The 16,002-nt window shown below is 69.3% G+C and carries 15 protein-coding genes and 2 tRNA genes; 8 read left to right on the forward strand and 9 right to left on the reverse strand.

All coding sequences use genetic code 11. The features are described from left to right. Nucleotides 1-9: 9 nt before the first annotated feature. Nucleotides 10-459, forward strand: coding sequence for a cupredoxin domain-containing protein (locus ACOZ32_RS08305; protein WP_010902548.1), 450 nt, complete (start codon nt 10-12; stop codon nt 457-459). A 60-nt stretch (nt 460-519) separates the two neighbouring features. Here the strand turns inward: ACOZ32_RS08305 and ACOZ32_RS08310 are convergent, their stop codons facing one another. Genes ACOZ32_RS08310 through ACOZ32_RS08325 form a run of 4 tightly spaced genes read right to left on the reverse strand, consistent with a single transcriptional unit; the run spans nt 520 to nt 2,954 of the window. Next, a complete protein-coding gene (locus tag ACOZ32_RS08310) occupies nt 520-1,140 on the reverse strand; it encodes a 30S ribosomal protein S3ae (RefSeq protein WP_136361135.1) in 621 nt (206 codons plus the stop codon). Beyond that, the gene (locus ACOZ32_RS08315; RefSeq protein WP_012289224.1) at nt 1,137-1,382 is read right to left on the reverse strand and encodes a KEOPS complex subunit Pcc1; all 246 of its coding nucleotides are present in this window, start codon (nt 1,380-1,382) and stop codon (nt 1,137-1,139) included. The genes ACOZ32_RS08310 and ACOZ32_RS08315 overlap by 4 nt, the downstream gene beginning before the upstream one ends. Continuing rightward, nucleotides 1,379-2,482 (reverse strand): hypothetical protein, encoded by a 1,104-nt coding sequence (locus ACOZ32_RS08320; RefSeq protein ID WP_010902551.1) that lies wholly within the window; start codon nt 2,480-2,482, stop codon nt 1,379-1,381. The genes ACOZ32_RS08315 and ACOZ32_RS08320 overlap by 4 nt, the downstream gene beginning before the upstream one ends. A 4-nt stretch (nt 2,483-2,486) precedes the next feature. After that, nucleotides 2,487-2,954, reverse strand: coding sequence for a 30S ribosomal protein S15 (locus ACOZ32_RS08325; protein WP_010902552.1), 468 nt, complete (start codon nt 2,952-2,954; stop codon nt 2,487-2,489). 224 nt (nt 2,955-3,178) lie between these two features. Here ACOZ32_RS08325 and ACOZ32_RS08330 point away from each other — a divergent pair. Further along, a tRNA-Ala gene (locus ACOZ32_RS08330) sits at nt 3,179-3,250 on the forward strand. Nucleotides 3,251-3,541: 291 nt separating this feature from the next. Here the strand turns inward: ACOZ32_RS08330 and htr6 are convergent. Then, nucleotides 3,542-5,911 (reverse strand): chemotaxis signal transducer protein Htr6, encoded by a 2,370-nt coding sequence (htr6, locus tag ACOZ32_RS08335; protein ID WP_285271479.1) that lies wholly within the window; start codon nt 5,909-5,911, stop codon nt 3,542-3,544. Further along, the gene (locus ACOZ32_RS08340) at nt 5,908-7,047 is read right to left on the reverse strand and encodes a BMP family lipoprotein (RefSeq protein WP_205251636.1); all 1,140 of its coding nucleotides are present in this window, start codon (nt 7,045-7,047) and stop codon (nt 5,908-5,910) included. Before ACOZ32_RS08340 ends, htr6 begins: the two co-directional genes overlap by 4 nt. 371 nt (nt 7,048-7,418) lie before the next feature. Here ACOZ32_RS08340 and ACOZ32_RS08345 point away from each other — a divergent pair, with 371 nt between their 5' ends. From ACOZ32_RS08345 to ACOZ32_RS08365, 5 genes are all read left to right on the forward strand, one after another. Continuing rightward, the gene (locus ACOZ32_RS08345) at nt 7,419-7,925 is read left to right on the forward strand and encodes a plastocyanin/azurin family copper-binding protein (protein ID WP_012289226.1); all 507 of its coding nucleotides are present in this window, start codon (nt 7,419-7,421) and stop codon (nt 7,923-7,925) included. A 134-nt stretch (nt 7,926-8,059) separates the two neighbouring features. Further along, a complete protein-coding gene (locus tag ACOZ32_RS08350; protein ID WP_010902556.1) occupies nt 8,060-9,277 on the forward strand; it encodes a trans-sulfuration enzyme family protein in 1,218 nt (405 codons plus the stop codon). Nucleotides 9,278-9,336: 59 nt separating this feature from the next. Next, nucleotides 9,337-10,605, forward strand: coding sequence for a DUF7405 family protein (locus ACOZ32_RS08355; protein ID WP_010902557.1), 1,269 nt, complete (start codon nt 9,337-9,339; stop codon nt 10,603-10,605). Between the two features lie 63 nt (nt 10,606-10,668). Then, on the forward strand, nt 10,669-11,370 hold the full coding sequence (locus tag ACOZ32_RS08360) for an ABC transporter ATP-binding protein (protein ID WP_010902558.1): 702 nt from the start codon (nt 10,669-10,671) through the stop codon (nt 11,368-11,370). Continuing rightward, on the forward strand, nt 11,367-11,963 hold the full coding sequence (locus ACOZ32_RS08365; protein WP_010902559.1) for an ABC transporter permease: 597 nt from the start codon (nt 11,367-11,369) through the stop codon (nt 11,961-11,963). The genes ACOZ32_RS08360 and ACOZ32_RS08365 overlap by 4 nt, the downstream gene beginning before the upstream one ends. Nucleotides 11,964-12,105: 142 nt before the next feature. Here the strand turns inward: ACOZ32_RS08365 and ACOZ32_RS08370 are convergent. Then, nucleotides 12,106-12,178, reverse strand: a tRNA-Arg gene (locus ACOZ32_RS08370). 39 nt (nt 12,179-12,217) lie between these two features. After that, the gene (locus ACOZ32_RS08375; protein WP_010902560.1) at nt 12,218-12,508 is read right to left on the reverse strand and encodes a twin-arginine translocase TatA/TatE family subunit; all 291 of its coding nucleotides are present in this window, start codon (nt 12,506-12,508) and stop codon (nt 12,218-12,220) included. Nucleotides 12,509-12,714: 206 nt separating this feature from the next. Between ACOZ32_RS08375 and ACOZ32_RS08380 the strand changes: the two genes are divergently transcribed. After that, nucleotides 12,715-13,527 (forward strand): HD domain-containing protein, encoded by an 813-nt coding sequence (locus ACOZ32_RS08380; protein WP_136361142.1) that lies wholly within the window; start codon nt 12,715-12,717, stop codon nt 13,525-13,527. A gap of 25 nt (nt 13,528-13,552) precedes the next feature. Here the strand turns inward: ACOZ32_RS08380 and htr4 are convergent, their stop codons facing one another. Then, nucleotides 13,553-15,889, reverse strand: a complete 2,337-nt coding sequence (gene htr4, locus ACOZ32_RS08385) for a chemotaxis signal transducer protein Htr4 (protein WP_205251640.1) — start codon at nt 15,887-15,889, stop codon at nt 13,553-13,555. Nucleotides 15,890-16,002 lie beyond the last annotated feature (113 nt).

Genomic DNA, 16,002 nt, shown 5'->3' on the forward strand with positions numbered 1-16,002 from the left:
CCGTGTGACATGCATCGTCGGGCGTTTCTCGCCGGCGGAACCACCCTTTCAGTGGGCGTGTTGGCTGGCTGCATCGGCCCATCGGTCTCGAAGTCCGACTACGACATCGGCATGGTGTCGAACGGGTTCGTCCCGCAGGAGCCCGTCGAGGGCGAAGACATGGCCACCCACCAGCTGACCGCCGGTGACACGGTCACGTGGGCGAACACGGGCTCCCGGAACCACACCGTCACCGCCTATGGGAGCGGACTGCCCGAGGGGGCGTCGTACTTCGCGTCCGGCGGCTTCGACACTGAGCCGGACGCCAGGCGCGCCTGGCAGGACAACGTCGAGGGCGGCGGCAACATCTCACCCGGCGCCACCTACGAGGTCACGCTCACTGTCCCCGGTGAGTACTACTACTTCTGCATCCCCCACGAGGGTGCCGGCATGCGCGGGAAACTCGTCGTCGACGACTGAACGCTTGGGCGACGCGTCGACGCGCGAAAAAACCAGGTGTGTGTGATCGGCGACCGCGAGTTACTCGCCGCTGAAGTCCACTGCCGTCTCCTCTTCCTCGTGGACCTCCTCGGGGTGGGCTTCCAGGGTCGCCTTCTCGACTTCCACGCGGCGAAGCGGGTAGATCGTGTTCGCCTCGTCGTAGATCGCCGACGACAGCCGTCCCTCGATGATGGAGTTCAAAAGCGCCTCGAAGGTGCGCTCCTCGCCGGCCTCCTCCACGAGGTCGATCATCGTCCGCCGGATCGCGTGCTGCTGGCTCTGGTCGGCCTGCTTGGTGGTGTACGCCACCGGCTGGATGCGCACGCGGTAGTCGTCGGTCGTCAACACCGTGACCGTCACTGCGACCTTCGACGACCCGCGGCGCACGAGGCTGCGCTGGTAGTCCCGCGTCAGCTCGGCCTGCACGAACTGCGTGGACGCGCTGTCGCTGCCCACGTCGTCGATCTGGAAGGTCAGCTTGATGTTGTTGTCACCGCCGTCCCGGATGTCCGACAGTGCGGCCTGAATGGTTCGGTCGTATACTTGATCTGGCTCCTCTGCCAGGGTCTCACCGAGCTCCGCGCGGTCGAACTCCTCGGGCGCGAGCACGGTGTACCACCGCTTCTCCTGGTCCTGCTTGGAAACTGAACGTTCGCTCATGATTGATGTGTGGTGTGTTGGTTTGCTGTCTGTGCAACCGTCGCCGCAACGGTGAGGTTCACGACGTAGTCGTCGACGGTGGACTGCATGCCTGCGGTGTCCGCGCGCTCGATGCGCGTCACGACGGTGTCGCCGGTGTCGTCGACCGTGGTGGTCATCTCCGCGGTGTTGTCGGGGCGCACGCAGGCAGCGACCAACGCCGGGGTGTCGACGGCGGTGCGGATCGTCGCCGTGCGCGTCACAGTCCACCCCGCACGGTCTCGATCACTGCGTCCGCGTCGCTGCTGTCCCCGAGCGTGGTGACGGCGCGCCGACGGGTTCCGACACTGCCCGGCAGTACGGCGTGCGCGTCGGCATCGGTCGTCGCGAGCGCAGCGGTCTCCGTGCCCACCGCAAGCACTGCCGGCTCCGTGGCCCGATAGTCGCGGAGCAGCCGTGCAACGGTCGGGCTGGCCGTGGGGACGTCCGCAACCACGACGCCGCGGTGGCGCGCCAGCGACGCCGCACGGACGGCCGCATGCGACGGCGCTGCGTGTGCCTGCCACGCCGCCAGCACCGCGGTGCGGTCGGCAACGCCGAGCCCCAGGGCGACCCCGTGTCCGGGCGCTGCCCACGCTACCGCGTTCAACACGTCGGCGTACCCCTCGACGGTCGCCATCATCCCGTCCGGGGTGGCGCGCGGACGCAGCGCGTCGTGGACCGCGTCAGCGGCGCACGGCGGCGCATCAGCGGTGGCGTCCAAGGCCACCGCCGACGCGAGCCGTCGGCGCGCCGCCGCGTCGGGCTCCGGTGGGAGCCCGAGCTCGGCGAGGAACGCCCCGGCTGCCTGCTCGTCGCCGGAAAACGACGCGTGTACGAGCGTCGAATGCGCCAGCCCGGCGGCCAGGTCGGCCGTCGGAACGCCGACGCCCGGGCGGCGCGTCCACGCCTCGGCTGCCGCCCGCACGTCGGCGGGCGGCTCAACGCCGTCCGCGACCGCGCCCGCAGCGGTGACGACGGGATCCGGGTGGGTCCCGACCTCGCGAGCGAGCGCGAACGCGTCCGCAACGCCGGTCACGGAGGCGTCGGCAGCCACCGCCTCACAGCCCACGGTCACGTGGGACGCAGTCGGCGTGGCTGCCTGCGAACCGTCAGCAGCGCCGCTGTGCGACGGTGGCTCGGATACCACGCGCACCTGAGAGGGGACGCCCACCTCGTCACAGACGCCGGCAAGCAGTCCCGCGGCCACAACGCACCCGCCGGTCGGCGCCGCTGTCACGCGGACGAACTCCGCACCGGACACCACGCCAGCGACGTCCCGCACGCCGTCGCTGTCGTTGCTGCTGCGTCCCGTCGTCGCCATGCCGTTACTCCTCGATGATCTCGCGCGCCGTCTCGTAGGAGTACGCGAACTCCTCGTCGAGTTTGTCCCCGCGGTAGTAGTCAGCGAGGCGGCGGATCTTCGACTGCGTGTTCTGCAACGCGCGCTTGTTCTGGTGGTCCTGGCCGTTGGCTTCCACGTGCTCGTGGAGCCGGACCGCCTTCTCCAGGAGGTTCCGGAAGTCCTCGGGCAGCTCCGGCTCGGCGTCGTGAGCTTCGAGGATCTCGGTGACCTTCTTGCCGGTCGCCAGCTTCACGTCCGGCACCGGCGTGCCCTGCACGCCCTCGTCGCGCAGCTTCAAGCCGATCTGGGAGGGGTCGTGGCCTTGCTCGGCGAGCTCCACGACGCGCTCCTCGATGGCGTCCTCATCTACGTCACTCCACTCCGGCGGTTCGTCTGCCGTCGGGCGATCCGAACCGCTGGACCCGCGACGGCGTGTGTGCATTCGTGCCATTGTTTACGATCTGGATTGGAACAACACGAGACGCTGCCGGCACCAGCTGGTGCCGCGACACTACCGCAGTCCCAAGCCCACCAACCGGCGGGCGTGTCGGATCTACGGCCGTGCGTTCCCTACACCGTCGGAGACGGTCCGCCTGGTAAAACGTTTCCATCCCGCCGAGGCGCTCGAATCGCGGGGTTTATCAACGACCCCCGGCAACGAATGGATGCGTTCGCGGGCTCGTAGATCAGTGGTAGATCATCCCCCTGGCACGGGGAAGGCCTCGGGTTCAAATCCCGACGAGTCCACTCCCGTTCCTTCGCTGTCCTCAGTTCCCGACACCGCACGGTACGTTCCGTGAGACGCGTTCGTCGCGTTTGGGGCAACGCCCGCACGGAAGCGAGTGCAACAGGACCGTGTGGGTTCGCGCCATCTGAGCTGCTTGCCGTCCTTTCGGTGGCGGGTGGGACAGCGCGCTATCACCGTCTCCGGCTCGCGCCCCCCACTGTTGCTTCCCTCACCAAGTCCAGATCACAACCCGGCGAACGGCCCGTTGTGTTCCTCTCACGCGTCGCCACCGCGTGCCGCGACCCGGCGGTTCAGTCGCCGGTGTCGTCGGCGGACGCGTCCACCGTGGCGTCAGCATCGGGCTCGTCGGCGTCAGCGCGGGTCTCGAACTGGTTGACCGTCGTGGCCAGTGCGTCGGCGCGATCGCGGAGATCGTCGGCGCTGCGCGCGATCTCCGCAACCGACGCGGACTGCTCTTCGGCGGCGGCCGACACCTGCTCGGCGTCCTCGGTGACGTGCTGGCTGATGTCGGCCACGTCGTCGACGCGCCGCACCACGCTTTGGGTGGCGTCGGCCTGGTCCTCGGTGGCGTCCGAGATCTCCTGGATGCCGTGGTTGGCGTCCTCGATCGCGTCGACGGTGTCCTCGATGGCGGCTGCGGCCTGCTCGACCGTCGACACGCCGTCGTCGATGTGCTCGCTGGTGGCGCGGATGTCCGCCACCGTCTCGTCGGTCTCGGCCTGCACAGCCTGGATCTCGGATTCGATATCGGCGGCGGCTTGCTTGGTCTCCTCGGCGAGATCCTTGACCTCGTTGGCAACCACGGCGAAGCCGTCGCCGTCCTTGTCGGCGCGGGCGGCCTCGATGTTGGCGTTCAACGCCAGCATGTTCGTCTGCTCGGCGATGTCCGTGATGAACTCGATGATGTCACCGATGTCCGACATGCGCTCCTGGAGCGCGAGGATCTGATCGACGGCGTCGGCGGACAGTGACTCGATCTCGGCCATGTCGTCGATGGCTGACTCCGCGGCGTCGCGGCCGGCTTCGCCGCGCTCGACGGCGTCGGCAGCCGTTTCGGCGACTGTCGCGGAGGACGCCGCGACCTCCTGGATGCTGGCGGACAGCTCGTCCATCTCGCCGGCCGCGCGTTCGAGGTCGTCGTGTTGCTGGATGGCGCCGTCGGCGATCTCCTGGATGCGTTCGCTGACGGTCTGGCTGGTCGTCTCGATCTCCTCGGCACCAGTGGCGACCTGCAGGGTCTCGTCGGCGACCTCGTCGGCGAACCCCGCGACCTGGGCGATGGTGGCCTCCAGGCCGTCGAGCATCGCGTTGAACTCGGTGGCGACCGCCCGCATCGCCTCCTCGTCGGCGTCCTCGTCGAGGCGCTCGGTGAGGTCGCCGTCCGCGACCGCCCGCATGACCTCGCTGTAGTCGGCCGCCCGCTCCTGGAGGCGTTCGCTGGCGGCTTCCGCCGTTGCCTTCGCGCGCTCGGCCTCCGCCTGGGCGTCCTCGGCGTCGGTGCGCAGCTCCTCGGCTTCGGCTTTCGCTGCGTTGGCTTCCTCGACGGCGGCTTCGGCCTCCTGGATGCGGTCCTGGAGTGACACACGCATGTCGTCGAAGCTCCCGTAGAGGCGTCCGACTTCGTCGATGCGCCGCGTCGAGAGGTCGACGTCGAAGGTCCCGGATTCGATGTCCTGGGCGCGGTTCCGGAGCCGCTTCAGCGGCGTGACCGTGTGGCGGCCGAGCGCAACCCCGACGATCGCCAGCGAGATGACTGCAAGCACCACCAGCACGGTCACCGTCTGGCCGACGGTGTCTCTGACCGCGAACGCCTCTCCGGTGTCGACGCTCGTCACGGTCACCCAGTCGGTGTGTGGCGTCGCCGAAAGCGCGTACACGCGGCCGTTCGACACCGTCGTTGTGGCCGCCGTGGTGTCGTTCCGAACTGCCGCGATGCTGTCGGTCAGCGCGCCGGCATCGAATCGACTGTTGGAATCCAGTACGGGCTCGTCGTCGGTGTTCAGGATCGTGGTGCGGCGCGTCGAGTTCGCGTCCGAGAGCCGGTCGACCTGGGGCTGGATGCGGGTCACCACCACGAGGTGTGTGCCCTCGCGTTTCGGCACCGAGCTGGCGAACGCCATCACCGGCTCGTCGTTGAGCACGGGGGAGCGGTACGACTGCTCGGTCGCCCACACCGCACTGTCGTTGCCCGGGCCCTCGGGGACGGCTGCGGTCGTCCACGGCGCGTCGAGTTCCGCGAGCGACCGGCCCTCGATGGCCAGCTCCGTGCTCGCGACCACCGTTCCCCGCGTCTCGTTGACGAGATGAATGCTCACCACGTCCGCGGGCAGCAACTGGTCTTTGAGCAGGATGTAGGGGGCCGCGCGGCGGTCGTCGCGCAGCGCCTCGTCCTGTGACACCGACCGCGCGTGCGTCCGTTGTTGCTCCATCCAGGCCCCGATGGCGTCGGCCTCCAGCTGATTGGATTCGGCCAGCTGGCGGGTGGTCTGGTGCTCGACGGTCGTCTCCGTCGACTGGAACGCGAACACGCCGGCCCCCGCGATGATCACCAACACGACGATGAACGCGACGGCGAACTTCGCGCCGAACCGGCGTCTGATGGCGTCAGGCGCGACGATACTGGCGGCGTTCCGGAGTGCGCCAGTGATGCCGTCGCTCATACGCCACCACCGCCGGCGGACTGCGGGCGCTCGGTCGGCACCGTGATGTCTCCCGCGACGAGCGCCTCGCGTGTCTCCCCGAGTGCGTCCGTGACGGCGTCGGGGATCGCCGGCCCCAACTGGGTGCCGTATTGGACGCTGACCCCGTTGGTCGCCAGGCCGAGCGACACCACGTCGCCCGCCGGCAGGTCGCCGTCGATGGTCGCTTCGATGGCGTCGTAGACCGCCGTGTCGATGCGTTTGACCATGCTCGCGAGGACGACGTCGGCGTACCGTGGATTGCTGCGCGACTGGTCGGAGTCGACGCCGATGGCGTACCGGCCGTTGGCCTGGGCGGCCTGCAACACACCCACGCCGGCACCGCCGGCGGCGTGGTAGACGATGTCAGCGCCGGCGTCGTACATGGCTGCGGCGGCGGTCCGCGCCGCCTCGACGTCCTCGAAGTCGCCGATGTACGCCGCGAGCACGTCGATGTCGGTGGCGGTGTGTGTCACTCCCGCCTGGAATCCGGCGTGGAACCCGTGCGTGAGCGGCTCGTCGACCCCGCCGACGAACCCCACCGTGCGTGCGTCCGGGTTCGTGGCACCGCCGCCGGCGTCGATGTCCCGCGTCGTCAGGAGGGCCGCGAGACGGCCCGCCTGGAACGAACCGATCTGCTCTTCGAAGACGTAGCTCGCGACGTTCGACGCGTCGACGGCGGTGTCGACGATCATGAACTGCTGGTCGGGGGCAGCCGCGGCGGCGCTCTCGAGCCCGTCGGCTTGCCGGAACCCGACACAGCAGACCAGATCGTACGCCGGGTTCGACGACGCGGCGAGCGTCGCCTGTGTCTCCCCGAGTTCGGCGATGCTGTCGGGTTCGTGGTTCGTGTACGCGATCCCGTGGTCGAGCCGGGCGCGCTGGGCACCCCGGTTCGCCGCGTCGTTGAACGACCGGTCGTCCAGGCCGCCCAGCGCGTACACCATCCCGACGGTGGCTGGGGCGTCGTCGGTGGCCCGCGCTTGCTCGGTGGGTGCGCCACCGCCACTGGTCGACTCACCACCGCCGCGCCGTCCCAGGCAGCCGGTGACCGCGGCGACGGTCGCTGTGCTGGCACCCGCAAGCAGTTGTCGTCTCGTGAGGTGTGGCGTGGGCACGGTGTCCTCTATCAGAGTAAGCAAAAGCCGCTGGTAAAAACGTCGGGGCCAGCTTCTCGCGAGTGATAACGTCGTGATGGGGCCGGAAACCAGCTGGAACTGTCGAAAAACCACGATTTAGTGTGGTCGAAAACTGGGCGCGAAGCGACCGAGACGCACAGTTGGTATATGAAGGTGCCGGTTCGAGGGACGTTCTGTGGGGTTTCTATCGTCCGGCTGTCCGGTCGGGCAGTTGCGTGATCGGCGTCCGTCCCGCGGCGGGCCGCCGGTCGCCGGGCGGCACGGATAAACGGGGTTTGTATCTGTGCCCCACTCCCAGGATCACGCAGAAGTGGCGCTTCTTAAACGTGCCCAGTCCTGAGTCGGTAGTGATGTCTCGTGACACCCGACTTGACCGTCGAACAATGCTGAAGTCTACCGGCGCAGCGGTGACTGCGACCCTTCTCGCTGGCTGTTCCGGTGGCGGCGACACCGGCGACGATGAGAGCGACTCCGAGAGCGGCGAGGAGGCCACCGGAAACGAGGCCGGCGGCGGCGAGGAGGCCAGCCAGAGCGGTGGGAACACGATCGCGGTCGCACCCGATGGCGGGTTCAAGTTCGAGCCGTCGGAGCTCACCGTCTCCGTCGGGGACACGGTCACGTGGGAGTTCGAGGAGTCCAGTCACAACGTGAGCGCGTGGCCGGACATGCACGACAAGATCTCGATCCCCGATGGCGCATCCGGGTTCGGAACCATGGACAAAGACGGGAACCAGTTCGCAGTTGTCGACGCCGGTGAGACCCTCGAACACACGTTCGAGACGGCCGGCGAGTACACCTACGTCTGCATGCCACACGTCGCATCTGGCATGATCGGGACCGTCGTCGTCGAGGAGTAAGCCAGCCCGCTCGGCCGGGTGACGCACCGCGGTGCGGGTTGCTTCCCACCTGATATTCTTGGGGGTAATACATCGCCGCCGGATAATTATCAACTGTTCGAAACGTTTTTGCCGTGTAGTCCGAACCACCCCGTATGGACGACACACCTGCGTTCGAAACCCTCGCCGTCAGCCACGGCGAATCACCGCGCGAGACGCGCCACGGCGATGTCGTCTCGCCCATCCACCTCGCCTCGACGTACGCCGTCCAGGAGTTGGACACCGACCTCAGCCTGGAGGGCGTCGACCCCGACGACGGGCAGTTCCTGTACTCGCGCCTCAACAATCCGACCAGACACGCCCTCGAACGGCGCCTCGCAGCCCTCGAAGGCGGCGACCACGGCTTCGCGTTTGGCTCCGGCACCGCCGCCATCGCCACCGCCGCCTTCGCCGCCGTCGAACCCGGCGATCACGTCGTCGCCTTCGACGACCTCTACGCCGGCACACGGCGCATGCTCGAAACCCTCTTCGAGGGGAACCTCGGTGTCGCCGTCTCGTTCGTGGACGCCACCGACCCGGACGCCGTCGCCGACGCGATCCGTCCCGAAACCGCCTTCGTCTGGATGGAGACTCCCACAAACCCACGCATCAAGCTCTGTGACATCGCCGCCATCGCCGACATCACTGACGACGCCGGCGTCCTGTTCGGTGTCGACAACACCTTCCTCAGCCCCTACTTCCAACAGCCCCTGGCGCTCGGCGCGGACGTCGTTGCCCACTCCACGACGAAATACCTCAACGGCCACAGCGACGCCGTCGGCGGCGCACTCGTCACCAACAACGACGCGCTCGCCGACAGCGTCGAGTTCCTCCAGCAGGTCGGCCTCGGGAACATGCTCGCGCCGTTCGACGCCTACCTCGTGTTGCGCGGCATCAAAACCCTCGCCCCGCGGATGCGCGACCACGAGGCCAACGCCCTCGCCATCGCCGAATACCTCGCCGACCACGACCGCGTGACCGCGGTTCACTACCCCGGCCTCGACTCCCACCCGCAACACGACCTCGCGGACGCCCAGCAGTCCGGCTACGGTGGCATCCTCTCGTTCGAACTCGACGGCGACCTCGCCGACGCCAAGCGCTTCCTCGACGCGCTCGACGAGTTCAACCTCGCGGTCAGCGTCGGCGGCGTCGAATCACTGGTGGAACTCCCCGCCGGCATGACCCACGAACCCATCCCGAAGCCCGACCGCGAAGCCATGGGCATCACGGACTCGCTGATCCGCGTGTCCGTCGGCATCGAAGCCATCGAGGACCTCATCGCGGATCTCGACCGCGGCTTCGAGGCGGTCCGATCGACCACCCCGACAGCCTAACGCCGCCGTGCCACCCCGGCGACCAGAATCCATTAACTCCGCCAGCCCCTACGGGACGTATGAACTCCGACCAGCGTGGCGTCCCGCGGCGCGAGTTCCTGAAAGCCGCCGTCGCCATCGGCGGCGCGAGCGCGCTGTCGGCGTGCCTCGGACGCACCGACGACCCGATCCCCGGCGGCGTTGCCGACCCGACCACGCTCCCCACGCGACAGCACGCGTGGAACGACCACGCCGCACGCGACGACGCCGGGAACGTGTTGCCACCCCGCCACCACGTCCTGCTGCACTTGTCACTTCCTGCCGGCCCAGCGGCCACCACCGACGCCGACCGCAGGGCAGTCACGGCTGCACTCACCGCGCTCGAACGCGCCTACGAGTGGTCGAACGAAGGGCTGTTGTTCACCATCGGCTACTCGCCGGCGTACTTCGACGCGCTGGACGCCGCCCCAACGGGGGTTGATCTGCCCCGCCCGCGCGCGCTTTCGGAACTCGAATCCCCCACGCTCGACGAGCCCGACGCGATCCTCCATCTCGCAAGCGACCGTGCCGACGCGGTGCTCGAAGCCGAGGCGGCGCTCCGCGGCGACCGCGACGCCGCGAACGACGAGCCGATCGACGCCACGCTCACGTCGGTGTTCGACGTGGTCGACCGCCGGACCGGGTTCGTCGGTGCCGGACTCCCTGCGGACAACCAGGACACCGGCGGCGTTCCCGACGACACCCCCGTTCCCGAGGACGCCCCCCTCTACATGGGGTTCAAATCCGACTTCGAAGGGAGTCAGGCCACCGAAGACCGCGTCACGATCGACGACGGTCCGTTCGCGGGCGGCACCACCCAGCACGTCTCCCACATCACGCTCAACCTCCAGCAGTGGTACGGCCAGGACGACCGCGAGGACCGCGAGGCCAAGATGTTCTGTCCCGCCCACGCCGCCGACGACCGCATCGAAGGCACGGGCGAGAACCTCGGTGCTGCCCCCGGACTGGACGGCTCACCGGCGCCGGCGGAGTCCGCCCGCGAGGACGGCATGGTCGGCCACGGCCAGAAGCTCCAGGCCGTCCGCGAGGACGGCCGCCCGATCATCCTCCGCCGCGATTTCGACTCCACGGACGGCGGACAGGCCGGCGTGCACTTCCTCGCGCTGCAGTCAGCGATCAGCGACTTCGTCCGCACGCGCGAGGCGATGAACGGCGCTGATGTCACCGCGGACAGCGCCGTCGGCCGCACGGCGAACAACGGCATCCGACAGTACCTCTCGGTCACCAACCGCGGGAACTTCCTGGTGCCGCCCCGCCCCAAGCGCGCGCTCCCGAAGCCGGACGCGTAATCACGCCCCGATCGTGCCCCGACGCACCCACGCCAGCACCGACCGCAGCCCGGGTGACCGCCGATGAGCGAGGTCGCCCCAGCGGTCGCACTCGACGCCGTCCGCAAGACCTACCAGCGCGGCGGCCAGCCAGTCCACGCCCTCCGCGACGTGTCCCTCCGCCTCCCGCGTGGCTCGTACACCGCCGTCGTCGGGCCGCGGGGCTGTGGCGCATCCACACTGCTGGCGGTCCTGGGCTGCCTGGCCGCCCCCACGAGCGGCCGCGTGGTCGTCGACGGCACCGATGTCACCCAGCTTGACCCGACAGCGCGGACCGACTTCCGCGCCGAAACCATCGGCGTGGTGTTCCCGGGCACCACCGTGTTGCCGCGGCGCAGTGCCGTCGAAAACGCCGCCCTCCCGCTGTTGTTCCAGGGGGTGCCGGGCCGACAGCGCAGGCGACGCGCCACCACCGCCCTAGAGCGGGCCGGCCTCCCGGCCAGCCACGCCACCCGGCCAGCCGCGGCGCTGTCGGGCGTCCACCGCCACCGGGTGGCACTCGCGCGCGCACTGGTCGCCGACCCCGCGGTGGTGCTCGTCGACGAGCCCGCCGCGGCGCTCGACGCCGACGCTGGCCGCGAGATCATGGCCGCGATCACCGACCAACAGGACGCCGACACCACGGTGCTCGTTGCGACGCACACCGCGCGCGTCGCCGACCACGCGGACCGTCGGCTCGCGCTCCACGACGGCGCCATCCGGCATCCCGACGGTGACACGGCATGAACCAGTTCGAGAGCGTTCGCATGGGGCTGCGCGCGATCCGCGGCCACCCGCGCCGATCGGGGCTGGCGGCGCTCGGCGTCGCAGCCAGCACGGGCACGGCGCTCACGCTCGTAGGGGTGGCGGCGGGCTTCGACACCACGCTCGGCGTCCACTGGCTCGGCGCGGGGTCGCCCGCCGACGTTCCACTCGCCCGTGTGTGGGGTGTCCCTGGCGGCGTGCTCGCAGCCATGGTGGCCGTCCTCGGGGCCGGCCTGGGTGCGGTCGCGATCACCGCCGTCATGCTCGTGGCGGCCGTCGAGCGCGCCCCCGAGATCGCGGTCATGCGGGCCGCGGGCGCGCAGCCCGCTGACATCGCGCACCTGTTCGTCGTGGAGGCCGCGCTCTGCGGCGGCCTCGGGGGTGTCGGCGGCGTTGTGGGTGGCGCGCTCGCCACAGCCGCTGTCACCGCCTCCGCCGGGGTGCCTACCGTGGTGCTCGTGGAGTGGGGCAGCGGTGCCGTCGCCGCCGGGGCGCTTCTCGGTGCGGTCGCCGGCCTGTATCCGGCATGGCGCGCCGCACGCACCGACCCCGCCACCGCGTTCCGAGCGACGTAAGCGCGGCTCCGGAACTCGACTTCGGCACCGGTCAGCGCGTACTCGAAGAACCGGGCGTGGCGGGACGTGACCCCGAGGTGCGCGTCCCGCGTGCTTCGAATCCGGTCATGCCGGTTGGCCCGTCGCTTCGCTCCTCGCTGCACGGGCGTGGCGGGACTCGAACCCGCGATCTAGAGGTTAGGAACCTCTCGCCGTGTCCGCTTGGCCACACGCCCACACGTCCGGCGTGGGTCCCACGGCGAAAATCAGTTGCGTTAGTTGGTCGCCGTGTCGTCGGCGCTGCTGGTCGCGTCCGTGGTCGTGTCGCTGGTCGTGTCGGCGGTGGCGTCCGCGCTCGCGTCGGGCGCGGACTCGGATTTGATCTCCTGGAGCTCCTGTTCGACTTCCTCGCGGCCCTTCTGGAACTCGCCGATCGCCTCGCCGCTGGAGCGGGCGAGCTTCGGGATCTTGTTCGCCCCGAACAGCAGAATGGCGATGAGCAGGACGACCGCCATCTCCATCCCGCCAGGAAGGCCACCAATGAACAGTGGGGTGCTGGTGAACATCTCTACCTACGGATACCCATCTCTTGACTATAGGCTTTATGCTCGCTCCAGGCGGGTGGTCACGGGCCGATTCGGCCCCGGATGCGCGCAACCCACCCCGGCTGGTGGTGCTCTCCTTGCGTGGGATGTCGGCGGCTCCGGCCCCCGGCGTCTGCACCCGATTCCCCCGCCGGCTTTTTCCTGGCAGCCATCCAACGTTGCCGGAGATGACACAGCCCGACCAATCGAATCCGACGCGAGCGTACGATCCGGCGCAGTCCCACGCGTTCCCGGACGGTCGCCTGAACGATGTTCTGGAGTACGTGCTCGACGACGAGGCGGTGACGGCGTACCTCACCGCCCAGAACGTCAACCCGGTCACCCGGAAGGGGTACAACGACCACGGCGCGAAACACATCGAGATCGTGCGCAACCGCGCGCTGCGGCTGTACGCCCTCCTGAAGCGCGGCGGCGTCCCGTTCAACGGGGCCACCGACCAGGGGCTGTCGGAAGCCGACGAGCCGGTGATCGTGGCGCTGGCGGCCACGCTCCACGACATCGGGCACGTCGTCCACCGCGACGACCACGCCTACTACTCGATCCCGCTGGCCGCGGACGTCCTGGACCGCATCCTGCCGGAGTTCTACGACCCCGCCGACGCCGTCCGCGTGAAAGGCGAGGTGCTGCACGCGATCCTCTGCCACCACACCGAAGAAACCCCGTTGACGACCGAGGCCGGGGTCATCCGGGTTGCCGACGGCCTCGACATGGAGCACGGCCGGTCGCGGTTGCCCTACGAGCGCGGCGGCCGCGGCATCAACACGCTGTCCAGCCAGGCGATCAGCCGGGTCGCCCTCCAGGAGGGCGACGACGCGCCGGTGCTCGTGGAGATCGAGATGCAGAACGCCGCCGGCGTCTACCAGGTGGACAACCTCCTGAAGGAGAAACTCCACCGCTCGGGCATCGAAGACGACGTGCGCATCGTCGCGCTGAACTCGACGGGCGAGGGCGACGCGCTCGTCGAACGCATCGAGCTGTAGGCGGCTGCCTGAGCGTCCCGCCGAGTCACTCCCCGCGCTCGTTGTCGGCGGCCACTTCGAACTGGGCGGCGTGCTCGCGCAGGGCGACCGCGTGCTCGGCCAACGTCTCCGTTTGGGCCGCCACGTCAGAGAGCGTCGTTGCCTGCTCGGCCGCCTCGTCGGCCGTCGATTCGGCCTCCGTCGCCGTCTCCTCGCCCAGCGCCGCCACGTCACCCACTGCGGTCGTGACGTCAGACACCGACGCCGCCTGGTCGTCCATCGCGTTCGAGATCTCCTGGACGCCCGTGTCCGCCTCCGCGATCCGGCCGGCGATCTCCGACAGCGACCGTTCGGTCTCCGAGACGGTTTCGACGCCGTCGGAAACCCGCTCCTGGATGCGGTCCATCGCCGCCACGCTGGTCTCGGTCTGTGCGCGCACCTCCGCGACGAGCGCCTCGATTTCGGCGGCCGACGCCTTCGACTCGTCGGCGAGGTCCTTGACCTCGTCGGCGACCACGGCGAAGCCGTCACCGTCCTGGTCGGCGCGGGCGGCCTCGATGTTGGCGTTCAGCGCCAGCATGTTCGTCTGCTCGGCGATGTCCGTGATCGCCGCTACGATCGTCTCGATCTCGCTCATCTTCGCCTCCAAGTCGTCGACCGCGGTCGCCGCCGCCTGCGTCTCGTCCTCGATCTCTTCGAGTTGCGCGACCGCGTCCTGTGCCGCCGCCTGGCCGTCGTCGCCCAACGCGGCCGCGCGCTGGGAGGTTTCCGCGACCTGGTCGGCGCTCGCCGCGACCTCCTCGATGGTGGCCGACATCTCGTCGGTTTCGCTGGCCACGGCTTCCAGTTGGTCGCGCTGGTCGGTCGCCCGGTCGCGGATCCGACCGACGGCGTCGGAGACGTCGCGGCCGGTCTGCTCGACGGCTGCCGCGCTGTCGGAGGCGTCGGTGCTGGCGGTCGCGACCTCGTCGGCGAACGCCACCACGTCCGCGATCGTCGCCTCCATGTCCGCCGCCATCTCGTTGAACGCCGCCGCGATGTCCGCCATCGCCGCCTGCTCGACGTCCGCATCCAGGCGCACCGTCAGGTCGCCGGCGGCGTACGCACGCATCGTCTCCGAGAACGCCTCGGCGGTCGTCTCCAGGCGGCGCGCCTGCGCCTCGGACTCCTCGCGTGCGGCCTCCGCCTCGGCCTGCGCGGCTTCCGCGTCGGCCTGTGCGGCCTCGGCTTCCGACCGCGCCGCCTCCGCGTCCGCCTGTTGCTCGTTGGCGTCCCGAATCCGCGCCTGAACGGTGTCCCGGAGGCTAGCGAACGCCTCGAACAGCCGCCCCAACTCGTCCACACGGGCGACGTCCAGGTCCGTGTCGTACTCGCCGCGCTCCAGGGCGGCGGCCTTCGCCTCCAGGTCGTTCAGCGCGCGCACGGTGCCGCGACCGAGCGTGAGCGCGATGAACACCAGGCCGGCAAGCGCGATCCCCAAGATCAGCAACACGTTCTCCGCCATGTTCGACGCGAGGCCGTAGGCTTCGCTGGTCGGCACGTGCAGGGTCACCACCCACGGGGTGCCGTCGACGGGTGCGTACGCGGTTTCGTGGGCCTGGTCCATCTCCTTGGCCGCCTGTGCCGCCGGCTGGAAGCCCACAGCCCTCGCCCCGACGATCGGCGACGTGGCGTTTTCGACGTACGGCTGCCTGGTGGCGCGCTTGCTGTCGTCGGCGATCACCGAGCCGGTGCCGTCGACGAGCTGCGTGAAGCTGTGGGGCGTCGGATCCCAGAAGCTCGACGAGATCGCCGCCAGGCTCGCCGTCATCACGACCGCGGTGCGCCGGCCCGGGGTGCTGGAGACGCGTGCGACGTACGCGACCTCCGTGACCCCGTCGTTCACGTACGGCTGGGAGACGAACACGCCGTCGTCGCCGGGGGTGAGCTGCTGGCGGCTCCACGGGGCCGCCTCGGAGCCAAAGGACGCGTTTCGAAGCCCCGCGTCGGTGCTCGTGATGACCCGGGCATCGGTCAGGCTCACGTAGTGGATGTCACGCACGTCGCTCGGCAGGTGGTGTTGCTCGTCGGTGAAGAACTGCTGGACCTCGGTGGCGTTGTCGTTGTCAAAGACGCCGTACTGAGCGAGCATCCTGGCGTTGTTCGTGCGTTCGTCGTGCCAGTTATCCACCGCCGACGAGCTGAGCTCGGCGGCCTTCTTGAGTTCGGTCCGCGAGCTCTGTTGGAGGTGCTCGGAGGTGTTCAGATACATCACGCCGCCCGCGGCGCTGATACAGACGACCACCGCGAGAAGCGCGACACCGAACTTCGCGAGATAGCTCCGGCGAACGAACCCGGGCAGCGCCCGCCGCAGTATTCGATGCGCAAACGATCGTATCGACATTACTCTCCGGTCAAACGCGTCTCGTATATAAAACCACACCCAGGAGTCTCACGCCTGAAAACGCCTGACGGCGCACGAATGAGAGCATGACTCACGGGGCCACGTCGTGTTCA

The organism is Halobacterium sp. MBLA0001, from assembly GCF_049705385.1.
In the GTDB taxonomy this organism is placed as follows: Archaea; Halobacteriota; Halobacteria; order Halobacteriales; family Halobacteriaceae; genus Halobacterium; species Halobacterium salinarum.

Excerpts from the sequence above, each read along its gene's own strand:
- ACOZ32_RS08355 (WP_010902557.1), top strand. The coding sequence starts at position 9,337 with ATGAACTCCGACCAGCGTGGCGTCCCGCGGCGCGAGTTCCTGAAAGCC.
- ACOZ32_RS08380 (WP_136361142.1), top strand. The coding sequence starts at position 12,715 with ATGACACAGCCCGACCAATCGAATCCGACGCGAGCGTACGATCCGGCG.
- ACOZ32_RS08345 (WP_012289226.1), top strand. The coding sequence starts at position 7,419 with ATGTCTCGTGACACCCGACTTGACCGTCGAACAATGCTGAAGTCTACC.
- ACOZ32_RS08360 (WP_010902558.1), top strand. The coding sequence starts at position 10,669 with ATGAGCGAGGTCGCCCCAGCGGTCGCACTCGACGCCGTCCGCAAGACC.
- htr4 (WP_205251640.1), bottom strand. The coding sequence starts at position 15,889 with ATGTCGATACGATCGTTTGCGCATCGAATACTGCGGCGGGCGCTGCCC.
- ACOZ32_RS08350 (WP_010902556.1), top strand. The coding sequence starts at position 8,060 with ATGGACGACACACCTGCGTTCGAAACCCTCGCCGTCAGCCACGGCGAA.
- ACOZ32_RS08320 (WP_010902551.1), bottom strand. The coding sequence starts at position 2,482 with ATGGCGACGACGGGACGCAGCAGCAACGACAGCGACGGCGTGCGGGAC.
- ACOZ32_RS08365 (WP_010902559.1), top strand. The coding sequence starts at position 11,367 with ATGAACCAGTTCGAGAGCGTTCGCATGGGGCTGCGCGCGATCCGCGGC.
- htr6 (WP_285271479.1), bottom strand. The coding sequence starts at position 5,911 with ATGAGCGACGGCATCACTGGCGCACTCCGGAACGCCGCCAGTATCGTC.
- ACOZ32_RS08310 (WP_136361135.1), bottom strand. The coding sequence starts at position 1,140 with ATGAGCGAACGTTCAGTTTCCAAGCAGGACCAGGAGAAGCGGTGGTAC.
- ACOZ32_RS08325 (WP_010902552.1), bottom strand. The coding sequence starts at position 2,954 with ATGGCACGAATGCACACACGCCGTCGCGGGTCCAGCGGTTCGGATCGC.
- ACOZ32_RS08305 (WP_010902548.1), top strand. The coding sequence starts at position 10 with ATGCATCGTCGGGCGTTTCTCGCCGGCGGAACCACCCTTTCAGTGGGC.
- ACOZ32_RS08375 (WP_010902560.1), bottom strand. The coding sequence starts at position 12,508 with ATGTTCACCAGCACCCCACTGTTCATTGGTGGCCTTCCTGGCGGGATG.